This window comes from Bacillus sp. JJ1503, assembly GCF_036965125.1.
GTDB lineage: Bacteria > Bacillota > Bacilli > Bacillales > Cytobacillaceae > Cytobacillus.
Genome location: NZ_JBALOZ010000025.1, coordinates 1 through 10,418, shown reverse-complemented (window position 1 = coordinate 10,418; position 10,418 = coordinate 1). Strand labels below are relative to the sequence as shown.

Annotated in this window: 9 protein-coding genes; 2 read left to right on the top strand and 7 right to left on the bottom strand. The window is 34.8% G+C overall.

What is annotated here, in order from left to right:
* Positions 1-191: 191 nt before the first annotated feature.
* The 4 genes from V7149_RS02940 to V7149_RS02925 all read right to left on the bottom strand — a co-directional run bounded on the left by V7149_RS02940 (position 192) and on the right by V7149_RS02925 (position 4,182).
* A complete protein-coding gene (locus V7149_RS02940; protein ID WP_335344169.1) occupies positions 192-971 on the bottom strand; it encodes an alpha/beta fold hydrolase in 780 nt (259 codons plus the stop codon).
* A 178-nt stretch (positions 972-1,149) separates the two neighbouring features.
* Positions 1,150-1,860 (bottom strand): VOC family protein, encoded by a 711-nt coding sequence (locus V7149_RS02935; RefSeq protein WP_335344168.1) that lies wholly within the window; start codon positions 1,858-1,860, stop codon positions 1,150-1,152.
* Positions 1,861-2,110: 250 nt separating this feature from the next.
* Positions 2,111-2,836 carry an alpha/beta fold hydrolase gene (locus tag V7149_RS02930; RefSeq protein WP_335344167.1) on the bottom strand — a complete coding sequence of 242 codons (726 nt, stop codon included), beginning with the start codon at positions 2,834-2,836 and terminating at the stop codon, positions 2,111-2,113.
* Positions 2,837-3,255: 419 nt separating this feature from the next.
* On the bottom strand, positions 3,256-4,182 hold the full coding sequence (locus V7149_RS02925; RefSeq protein WP_335344166.1) for a LysR family transcriptional regulator: 927 nt from the start codon (positions 4,180-4,182) through the stop codon (positions 3,256-3,258).
* 149 nt (positions 4,183-4,331) lie between these two features.
* Between V7149_RS02925 and V7149_RS02920 the strand changes: the two genes are divergently transcribed.
* The gene (locus V7149_RS02920) at positions 4,332-4,844 is read left to right on the top strand and encodes a GNAT family N-acetyltransferase (RefSeq protein WP_335344165.1); all 513 of its coding nucleotides are present in this window, start codon (positions 4,332-4,334) and stop codon (positions 4,842-4,844) included.
* Positions 4,845-5,015: 171 nt separating this feature from the next.
* Here the strand turns inward: V7149_RS02920 and V7149_RS02915 are convergent, their stop codons facing one another.
* Entirely contained in the window at positions 5,016-5,897 is an 882-nt protein-coding gene (locus tag V7149_RS02915) for a LysR family transcriptional regulator (RefSeq protein WP_335344164.1), read from the bottom strand.
* A gap of 107 nt (positions 5,898-6,004) precedes the next feature.
* Here V7149_RS02915 and V7149_RS02910 point away from each other — a divergent pair, with 107 nt between their 5' ends.
* On the top strand, positions 6,005-7,108 hold the full coding sequence (locus V7149_RS02910) for a citrate synthase/methylcitrate synthase (protein ID WP_335344163.1): 1,104 nt from the start codon (positions 6,005-6,007) through the stop codon (positions 7,106-7,108).
* Between the two features lie 402 nt (positions 7,109-7,510).
* Here V7149_RS02910 and V7149_RS02905 read toward each other — a convergent pair whose 3' ends face one another.
* A complete protein-coding gene (locus V7149_RS02905; RefSeq protein WP_335344162.1) occupies positions 7,511-8,941 on the bottom strand; it encodes a PAS domain S-box protein in 1,431 nt (476 codons plus the stop codon).
* Positions 8,942-8,949: 8 nt separating this feature from the next.
* Complete coding sequence (locus V7149_RS02900; protein ID WP_438824079.1) at positions 8,950-10,281, bottom strand: putative bifunctional diguanylate cyclase/phosphodiesterase; 1,332 nt, start codon at positions 10,279-10,281, stop codon at positions 8,950-8,952.
* Positions 10,282-10,418: the final 137 nt, after the last annotated feature.

Sequence of the window (10,418 nt, the reverse complement as noted above, 5' to 3'; positions counted from 1 at the left end):
AAGAATTGCGCCCGATCGTAAGATCAAGATAATGATTATAATTGCAGCCTTTAGCTTGTTGAACTAACACATCTTTTAGTTCAACAAATGTATCGAGTCTAATAATTAAAGCAAATATTTAACTGTCCGTAAAGTGTACTCGATTATTGTGCTATCGTCTCCGTTTATTTGAATTTAGGTCAAAGTTTCAACTAAGCAAATTGTGTCAATAGTTGGTTGAACTTGTCACGTTCTTCCCAGAAAGGGCCATGACCACTATATTGAAACGGAACAAGCTGTGAATTTCTTATTTTTTCATTTAGTTCCTGAGCTTGTGCAAATGGAATAACTTTGTCATGAATACCGTGAATGATTAAAGTAGGAACATTAATTTTTGAGAGATCCGCATGTAGCTTCTCATCTCTTAATGTCTTTATAATAGCAGCTGTTGACCAACTTGCTGCTTGTAATCCCATTTGTAAAAACCAGTCCGAAAATGGTTTAGTTATAAACTGAAAGAAAAAGCCATCTATTACGTCCTGTATCATTTTAGGCCGGTCATTTAAGGTTTCTTTAAGAAAGTTATTAGCAGTTTCTGCGGTAAATCCAGTTGGGGCTGCCGCATCAACAAGAACAAGCCTTGATACCCCAAAACCGTTGTGACGAGACATATACCGAATTGCGATAGCCCCGCCTGTAGAGTGACCTACAAGAGTAAAATTGTTTATTTGAAGTGTACTAACTACTGTGCGGATATCATCTGCAAGTCCGTCAAAAGTATAGCCGGTCATTGGTTTATCCGAATTGCCAAAGCCCCTCCAGTCTATACCAATACAGCGATAGCCCATACCAGGAAGAACATTAATCTGATATTCAAACTGTTTATGGCTTAACGGCCAGCCATGCAAAAATACGATGGTCTTATTTCCCCCCGGGTTAATATCTTCTACATATAAGTTCACACCTGGCTCTACAACAACAAAGTATCCCATGAAGATCCCTCCCTAGTTAATATGGTTTCAACAAAAGATATTCATTTTGGTTAACATAGATGAGTACCTATTCCAGTTGTAGGGCAGAGAAGCGAAAAAGGACGGGGTTTATTGAACTTTCCGATCCCTTTTGTTTAAGCACATACCATCAGCATCTAAGATGGTATTCTGACAGATATTAATTTTCAGAAAATAATTCTCCTTTTTGCTCATTCCGATATACCTGCAATTCCTTATCCGAATTGATGATTATTTTACTGTTATCTGTTAATGTAATCTCAAGAGGAAATATGGCAGACGTTTTATCAGAAAATATCCATCTTCTCCCTGGTTGGGCTAATATAATAAATATTCCCTTCCTCCTTTCACCCATGAAATTAAGGAACTGTCTACTTATTGTTTTATTGTCACGCTCTATTACACCAATTTGATTTAGTTTTTCGCTTACACTTATAGTGTCTTCTACAATTAAACCTATTTCACTAATGTTTAAAATGCTTTTAACGGAAAAAGGTTCTATACTATCTTCAGCAATTTCATATCTTGAAATAAATTCTACTATATTACCAGAAGGGTCATAGAAATAAAGAGCAAGTGCAGGTAAATGAGCAAAATTAGCTTCATCTGCCCCATCTTCTACAAGTAAACTTACTCTTTCTTTTACCCATGATTTTGCTTCATAAAATTTGTTAGCGGGTATGTTAAATGCAAAGTGGTAATATGGGTTACCTTTTACTTCTTTTGTAGTAAACTCCAGTTCACCTGTACCAACAGCAATTCGAAAGCTATCCTTATCCTCATTGATTAGAGAAAAACCTAACGTATCAATATAGAACTTTTTCATTTCAATTAAGCTTTTAGTCTGTAAAACTAGCGATTTAATTTCCATTAAAGATACACCTCTTTTTGAATATTTTACATTAACAGTATCATTTTTTGAAAAATACGCACAATTTAAAAGTCTAATGTTATCTAACAAAGTAACTAAGTCCCTCAACTAACCTGCGAGTAAGCATAAGTACATTTCTTCATAATCTTCATTTCTCTTACTGACTAAACAATATGGCCCTTTAATTAAAAAAGAAGCGTTCCTAAACTAACGCAGCCCGAGTTTATATATAGGCCTTCACAATCTAATCTTAAAAAATTTCAATCAGCTTTTTTATCGCACTGACTACCACTTCTGGTTCATCATTTTGTATATAATGAGCACTGTTTTCAGCAATCACCAATTCACCATTTGAGGATATTTCAAGAATTTCCTTCTGCATTTCATTCCATAGCCCTTGTGATTCCTTTGAATAATGAGCTTTCTTACCAGCTGAGAGAACAATTAATGGGACATTTAATTTAAGTCTGCTTTCTTTTAACTGCTTTAGGCTTTCCATAAATTCATCATAATTGCCTTCATAAACGAATTGCTTGTTGTATGCATGTTGAAAATCTAGGGACATCGTTGGGAGAAATCTTTCTCTGTAATCTTCAGGCGTAGAGTCAACCAAGACAAGTCCACAAACCTCATTATGATATTTAGTTGCATACATCCGCATATTAACTCCACCAAATGAATGACCGACTAATATGTAGGGAGGTTTAATATCGGCTTCAATAAGAAGTTCCTTTAATTCTTTTACCATCTCACGGCTGGTTCTGGGGTTAGAACTTGTTTCACTTTTCCCAAGTCCTGCTCTATCATAAATTAGAACATTAGTGAGCATTGAAATATCCCCAATTACTGAATCCCAAGCCTTAGAAAAATCTCCATATCCAGCGTCCATTATGACTGTTGGTTTTCCATTATTTTCTCCCACCAATTTAGCATATAGTTTACAATCACTTATTTTCACATACATTTCTTTATTCATTTAGTCCATTCCTCTCATTAGCCAACTATCAGTTAGTTAAAATTTAACAATTTCAACACTACTTCTTCAACCAATTTGCCCTTACTTTAAATACATTTCTTCTTTGTTTACCTTCATATCTAATTAACCCCTGAGCAATATGGCCTTTCCATAAAAAAAGGCGCGTTCCCAAATAAACACGCCCGATTGTTGAATTTCTTTTTTAAAGTAAGTAACCCGTTATTAATTCAATTGATTTTGCTTGAAACAATTTATCAATATAATAAACTATTCAATTTTACCAATATAACTTGCTTTGAGAAATTTGACCACTTACTTTCACAATAAGTTGATCATCTTTTAATTCGTAATCAGTAATACCTCCAAACAATACCTTCAATAATTTGGTTTATACTTTTAGATGCACTAGAACTGTACACTTACTTTCTAATATCAATAGGCATAGATTTTTCCAAAGCTAATTCTAAAAAATCAATATATACTAGAACCTCTTCCGGCAAAAACACATCGTTTCGTTTCACCAATCCCACTTGAATTAGATTGCTTCTTTCTATTGGAATAGAGATAATATTGGGGTTCATGTAATTATTTACGATACAGCCTGTTCCAATGTTGTAGGCATCTGTATTGGACAGGAGATTATTCGTGGCGCCTCTATCCTTTAAATAGACCACCTTCCCAATATCGTCTACACTATTGGATACTTCCGCAAAGTGAAGCAGTACATCGTCCTGCTGATAGGTCAAAAAGGGATAGTGCCTTAACTGCTCCAAGGTAATACATTTGAGATGAGCTAGAGGATGCTCTTTACGGAGAAAGACATGTTGCTTTATTGAAGCAAGTGGAGTAAATAGTAATGATTTTGAGGTAAAATAACGCTCAAAAAAATTCTTGTTTAAATCAGTCAGAGTTAAAATTCCGAGGATACTTCTGCTTGCATACACGTCATCAATTACCTCGGTTGACATTCCTTCCCGAATCGTAAACTCATATTTTTGCTCGTTTAAATAATCCATCATATTTGCAACAGCCTCTATCGCAAATCCATAATGTTGAGAGAAAATAGAAAACTTTGTTATGTCCGCTGCCTTCTCCTTATTGAAATGATAGACGACAGACTCCATTTGTTCCAAAAGGGTTTTAGCATAAAATAATAACTCTGTACCATCTTTGGTGAAGACAACGCCTTTATTCGTTCTATCTAAAATCGTAATTCCTAACTCAGCTTCCAGATCACGTACTGCTTTGCTGATACTGGGCTGTGTCACGTAAAGTGCGGAGGCGGCATTACTGATAGAATTATGCTTGGCAATCTCCACTAAATAACGAAATTGTTGGAGTGTCATGTCCGCACCGTCCTCTTAATTAATTCGCTAATTGCTTTGCCATAACTTTATCCTATGGCAAAAGATTAAAAAGTTCAATTTTACGTTTTGTTTAGTGCGTTCTAAAATAAATTAGAGATTAAAAAACTTATTGTGGAAGGAAGACAAATATGATAAGAGAAGCAACCGAAAAAGATTTATTGGACATTTTAGATATCTATAATGATGCCATTCTCAATACTACTGCTGTATACGCCTATAAACCCCAAACGCTTGAAAGCAGACAAGTTTGGTATGAACAAAAGATGAGTGAAGGTTATCCAATATTAGTGTGCGAACAAGATAATAAAGTAGTTGGATTCGCGACATTCGGTCCTTTTAGACCCTGGCCGGCATATAAATATTCAATTGAACATTCTGTTTATGTGGATAAGGAATACAGAAAAAAAGGAATTGCGACTTCTTTAATGAAAGAATTAATTGCTATTGCCAAGGAAAGAGAGTATATGACCTTAATTGCTGGAATTGATGCAGCAAATGAAAAAAGCATTGCCATGCATAAAAACTTTGGCTTTGTTCATTCAGGCACAATAAAAAAAGTAGCTTTTAAATTCAATAGATGGCTTGATTTAGCCTTTTATCAATTAGAACTTAACGGACCTAATAATCCTGTAGAAGAATAATAATATTCGTTGCATACTTATAAATAGATCATAACTGAAAGGTGAAAGCTGTGACTGAATGGAATCCATTAGCAAAAGAAAAAGCTTTTAGGAAGTTCATGGCTGAATTGAAATAGGGTTAATGATGCTTGATAATTTCTTCTTTTTTGACAACCAAATGTAAGTCCTTTATTATCCAAAATAATATTTGGAAATCAAATTAATGAACTCTTTCTCAAGATCCCCTTTTCTTTTCACAATAATAAAAGTTGAAACAGTAGGTAGTGTGAAAAGGTCGAAATGTGGTTGCATTAGTTTTCCTTCTATTAACTCACGCCTTATAATTGAGTGCGGTAAAAAAGATATGCCGAGGCCCTCCTGAATAAACCGTTTTACAATGTGTGCTTGTGTAACTTTCATCGTTCGGATACGCTTTACATGTTTGTTCAGCTTATTAAGCAAGCTATCCCAATATACTGGATGATGGTGAGTGAATACATAATCTTTCTGTAAAACTTCCAATGCGTCAATTGGAGGTCCACTTTCTTCATCATATGAATCAGGTGAAATGACGAACAGGATTGGGTCATCGTAAATTGGTATCGACTCTATATTCTTTAATTTAGTGTCTAGTGCTGAAATGCCCAAATGCACGTCCCCGTTATCGACGAGTTGTTCAATATTAGCTGATTCTTCAACACGGATACTGATTTCAACGTCTGGATGACTCTCCATAAACGTTCGTAAAATATATGGCAATATCGTTTCGGCCATAAGTGGGGAAATAGCAATAGCCCAGTTTTTACGAAATCCTTGTGCATATGTATGAATCCGATTTACGCTCAGTTCCATCTGTTCGACTAGTTTCTTTGCCTCTTTATAAAAAAGCTTTCCGACATCGGTCAATGTGACGCGGTTGTTCATTCGATCAAAAAGCTTTGCCCCAAGGTATTCCTCTAATAACCGGATATGAACGGTCACACTTGGTTGAGAAATGATTAGTTTTTCCGATGCTTGACGAAAATTAGTCGTTTCAGCCGCTACAATAAAGGTTTTCAACCACTGAAGTTCCACAAAACTCCTCCTTGTATAATTAAAAAAATTAATCATTTCAATATAAAACATTCAATTTCTATAATCATATAACACCGCTATACTAAAGAAAAGAAGGAGGAATCAGAATGTTCAAAAAGGGATTAAAAGATGTCGTGGCTGTTCAAACAAACATAGCTTCTGTCAAAGGAGATATAGGGGAATTACGCTACAGAGATGTTTTAATAGACGAACTTATTCCCTCTCATTCGTTTGAAGAAGTAGCATATCTTATTTGGCAAGGAGTGTTACCAGACGAAAGTGAGCTAAGGCTTTTGAAAATTAAATTAATGAATGGGAGAGAGTTACCTCCCCATGTTCTAGAAATCCTCGACGCTTTACCAGCAGAAATACCATTGATGGATGCAGTCCGTACAGCTATTTCCGCATTTGCACATGCTGGTTTTACAAATGAACCTATCAAAGAGCAAGCAATTATTCTTACTTCCGCAATTCCAGTAATCGTAGCCATACATTATCGAAAACAACAAGGTTTACCTTCCATCAACCCTAATCCTAATTTGTCACACATAGCTAATTACTTATGGATGCTAAATGGGAAGCTTCCAAACCACCTACAAGTTGAGGCACTTGAAACATATTTGAAATTAACAATGGAGCATGGGTTAAATGCAGCTACGTTCGCTGCGCGTGTAACAATTTCGACAGAATCAGATTTAACCGCAGCAATCACATCTGCAATTGGTACAATGAAAGGTCCTTTGCATGGAGGAGCACCTTCAGGAGTTATTGAGTTACTTGAGGAAATAGAAAAACAGGAAAACATCATAACAGTTATAGAAGAAAAACTTCAAAATGGGGAAAAAATAATGGGATTCGGTCACAGAATCTATAGGACAGAGGATCCACGATCCATTCTTTTGAGAGATAAATGTACCAGTATGTACGGAAAAGATGAATGGTTAGACTTAGCAAGTGTAGCTGAAAAGGAAATAATTGATTTACTCGCACAGCATAAGCCTGACCGTAAACTTTATACAAACGTCGAGTATTATGCAGCTGCCATTATGCGTTCTATAGAAATGCCACCAGAACTTTTCACACCGACATTCAGTGTGGCAAGAATTATTGGTTGGACTGCACATGCAATAGAACAACTGCAAGATAATTCAATTTTCCGCCCTCAGTCAGAATATATAAGATACGAAAAAAATCGCAGGGCGCATGCATAGCCCCGACAAGCGTTAGAGTGCTTGAAATAAAGGCTATTTTTTCTTTTATCTTCAAGTCTGAAGTGACTCGAGGGGGTTGACTCCGAGAGTCAAGACAGGACATCTCCACGTTATTTATCCACAATTCGGTATTTTTATCGTACGCTAAGCTTTAAGAAAAAGCGCATTTCTTATTCTAGAAATGCGCCCGATTGTTGAAGATCAGTGGCTGCTGAAGATGGCTCGCACTTATTGAACTCTAGCACCCGTTAGTTTAAGTACAATCCTTCACAATCTAATTAATTTCATAACAAATGAATAAGCCATTGGAGGTTTTTTCGTTTGCTTTTAATGGCGTTGTATTACCTTAGTGCATATTCTTTTCCTAACTGCTATATATGGTTTAATTCATTAGGTTTCTTCCTATTGACAAGTTTTTATTGGTAACCTAACTTCAACCGTAGTACCTTCATTTTCTTTACTTTTTACTTTTATTGACCCATTATGTTCCCGAACAATTCTAAAACATATCATTAAACCTAAACCAGTACCTTTTTCTTTATTACTATAAAACGGCTCACCTAATTTCTGAACTCGCTCCTCACTTACCCCAATTCCATTATCGATTATTTTTATTAGGACATTTTTTCCTTCTATACTGCCTTGGATTTCTACAAACCCATTTTTAGGAATTGCTTCAATGCTATTTTTAATTATATTAATGAAAACTTGTTTTATTTGGTTTGTATCACACATAATCTGAGGAAGGTTTTGTTTATACTCTTGGAAAATTTCTGCGTTTTTCAAATTTGCTTCTGGTTTTAATAATGTCTCAACTTCTTTAAGTATAGTTTTAATATTAACCTTTTCTAATTGAATTTCTTTTGGTTTGGCAAGATTAATAAATTCTTCGAGAATTTCCTCAACTTGTTTAAACTCTTTGGAAATTACTTCGAAAAATTCTTTCTTCATGATTCCTTCCTCTAAAAGTTGAATGAATCCCTTTATTGAAGTTATAGGGTTTCTAATTTCATGTGCAACACCTGCAGCAAGTTGACCCACAACTGATAATTTCTCTGATTTTGAGAGCTGTTCTTCCATTTCCCTTTTTTCAGTAATGTCTCTCCCCACTACTATAAAATGTCCTGGATCGCCATTTTCTCCAAGGACTGGGGTACCTAGTCCTTCATATAATAACGATTTCCCATCAACGTTCACAAAACGAGCTTCCATCCTTAATGGATTCATAGTATTTAGTACTTTTTCAAATCCCATCATTACGCTTTGCTTGTCATCAGGATGTATTAAATCAAACGATCTTTTACCTATATATGATTTTAATGGGTTACCCATTACTTTTCCAAGGGAAGGTGATGCATACTGTATCGTTCCATTTATATCCAATAACATTATTATGTCCGTCATGTTTTCAGAAATCAGCCGATATTTAGCTTCGCTTTCTTGTAAAGCTTTTTCCGCTTTTTTGCGTTTCGTTATATCTATACATGAACCTATGACTTGTACTACTTCTCCCGCTTTTTTAATAGGACGTAAAGTTGCAAGATAATTAATTCCATTTAGCTCTTCCTCATAAGTAACAAATTCCTCTCCTTGCCATGCCATCTTATAGTAGGCAGTTTTATCAAGGGCAGTTCTATAAGGAAGAAAATCATCTAATTCTTTTCCTATCACTTGAGAAGGAATCATTCCAAGACGGTATAATAATTCCCCGTCACATTGTGTATGAATAAATCGTTCATTAATTTTCTTATACTTAAATATCATCCCTTGCTGCAAACGAATCGTATCGTGTAACTCTCTTTGGGCAGATTCCAATAATTCTTTCAATAACAATTGTTGGCTTATATCTTTAGGGATTCCATGNNTACTTGGGGTGCTGTTAAGGGCTTACTTAAAAAATATCCTTGTCCTTCATCACATAAATGTTGTTGTAGAAAAACTAGTTGTTCTTTTGTTTCTATTCCTTCTGCCACTACAATCAAATTCAAATTATGAGCCATTGAGATAATGGTTTTAACTATGGTTTCATCATTTGGGTTGTTTCGAAGTTCTTTAACGAAAGACTGGTCGATTTTTAAGGTATCAACAGGAAAATTTTTTAAGTAACTTAATGAACTGAAACCTGTACCAAAATCATCGATACTAACATGGACTCCAATCTTTTTAAGCTGTTGTAACATTAAAATTGTGCGGTCAATATCAACTGTCATACTTTCAGTAATCTCAATTTCTAAAAAGTGTGGTTCTAATCCTGTTTTTTGAAGAATGGATTCAATGGTATCAATAATATTAGTCTGATTAAGTTGAATAGCTGATAAATTGACGGAAACAACAGTTGAAAAACCTTGTTGCTGCCAAGTTTTATTTTGTTTACAGGCAGCATTCAAAACCCATTCTCCAATAGGTAAAATTAATCCTGTCTCTTCAGCAATAGGTATAAATGTTTCTGGCGACACCATTCCCCATTCTGGATGGTCCCAACGAAGTAATGCCTCAACACCCACAATTTTCCCCGTATTTAAATTGATTTTAGGTTGATAGTGAAGTAATAACTGATTATTTTCTATCGCCTTGTGGAGCTCTAACTCTAATTTTAAAGCGTCTACTCTTCCTTCATTCTCAACAAAGGCGTAGAACTTATATTTATTTCTACCCTCTTTTTTTGCCTGATACATTGAATTTTCCGAATGTTTTATTAATAATTCTTCACTTTGTCCATCCTTAGGAAACTGGCTAACCCCAACACAGATTGAAATTCTTATGTCAAACCCATTTATACAAAATGGACTTGAAAATGATTCAATTATTCGTTCAATCACAGATGAAATTTCATTATCATCAAGGTTTTCCAACGTTAGAAGAAATTCATCTCCAGAGTATCGAGCTATGAAACCAAATTGATTTATTTTTTTCTCAATTTGTCTTGAGATTTGTTTTAATACCAAATCACCTACTCCATGACCATATGTATCATTTACATTTTTAAAATTATTAATATCTATAAATAAAACAGCAAATGAACCACCAATAGATTGTGATTGTAACTTGCGTTTTAAGTATTTATTAAAGTAAAAACGGTTCGGTATTTCTGTTATAACATCGTAATTAGCTAGGAAATTAATGTTTTGAAACTCTTTCTTTTTTTCTGTAATATCTCTAAAAAGTACAGACAAGCCTTCCTTAGAAGGAAATGCCCTTATTTCATACCATCTATTATTAAAAAACTCTTCAAATTCTACAGGTACTTGTTCCGACAATGCCCTTTTATATCGTATTACAAATTTATGCAAGTCACTGTGTAGTAATACAT

Coding starts and splice junctions, on each gene's coding strand:
- V7149_RS02930 (WP_335344167.1), bottom strand. CDS start 2,836: ATGAATAAAGAAATGTATGTGAAAATAAGTGATTGTAAACTATATGCT.
- V7149_RS02925 (WP_335344166.1), bottom strand. CDS start 4,182: ATGACACTCCAACAATTTCGTTATTTAGTGGAGATTGCCAAGCATAAT.
- V7149_RS02935 (WP_335344168.1), bottom strand. CDS start 1,860: ATGGAAATTAAATCGCTAGTTTTACAGACTAAAAGCTTAATTGAAATG.
- V7149_RS02920 (WP_335344165.1), top strand. CDS start 4,332: ATGATAAGAGAAGCAACCGAAAAAGATTTATTGGACATTTTAGATATC.
- V7149_RS02940 (WP_335344169.1), bottom strand. CDS start 971: ATGGGATACTTTGTTGTTGTAGAGCCAGGTGTGAACTTATATGTAGAA.
- V7149_RS02910 (WP_335344163.1), top strand. CDS start 6,005: ATGTTCAAAAAGGGATTAAAAGATGTCGTGGCTGTTCAAACAAACATA.